Origin of the sequence: Marinitenerispora sediminis (assembly GCF_003336425.1) — a bacterium.
Lineage (GTDB): Bacteria > Actinomycetota > Actinomycetes > Streptosporangiales > Streptosporangiaceae > Marinitenerispora > Marinitenerispora sediminis.
The window spans coordinates 1-608 of sequence record NZ_QEIO01000344.1 but is presented as its reverse complement, the minus strand read 5'-3'; the positions used below and the strand labels follow the sequence as shown (position 1 = coordinate 608).

Genomic DNA, 608 nt, shown 5'->3' with positions numbered 1-608 from the left:
GCGGGGTGGAGCAGTTCGGTAGCTCGCTGGGCTCATAACCCAGAGGTCGCAGGTTCAAATCCTGTCCCCGCTACCAAGCCGGAGGCCCGGTGCTCATCGTGAGCACCGGGCCTCCGTCGTCTCCGCGGGCCGTCGCGCCTGTCGGCACGGGCGCGGCGGCCGTGGCGGTAACCGATTTGCGTTGCGCTCCCCGTTTCCCTAGGGTTAACAGCACACCGACGCGGGGTGGAGCAGTTCGGTAGCTCGCTGGGCTCATAACCCAGAGGTCGCAGGTTCAAATCCTGTCCCCGCTACCAAATCGGAGGCCCGGTGCTCATCGTGAGCACCGGGCCTCCGTCGTTTCCACGGGCCGGGCGCGGGAGAAGGGGCGCTGTCCTCCCCCGCCCGCTCCGGGCGGTCGCGCTCCGGGCGCGCCGGCACCCACCGGTGCGGCCGGCCCAGTCCCGTGCGGGGGCGGCGTGCTCGCCGGCGAAAGCGGTGCCGCACCGGTGGTAGAGTCGTGATCACACCGACGCGGGGTGGAGCAGTTCGGTAGCTCGCTGGGCTCATAACCCAGAGGTCGCAGGTTCAAATCCTGTCCCCGCTACCAAGCCGGAGGCCCGGTGCTC

2 tRNA genes are annotated in these 608 nt (G+C 70.1%); both read left to right on the top strand.

Features of this window, described 5'->3' with window-relative positions:
* Window positions 1-219: 219 nt before the first annotated feature.
* A tRNA-Met gene (locus DEF28_RS26710) sits at window positions 220-296 on the top strand.
* A gap of 216 nt (window positions 297-512) precedes the next feature.
* Window positions 513-589, top strand: a tRNA-Met gene (locus DEF28_RS26705).
* Window positions 590-608: the final 19 nt, after the last annotated feature.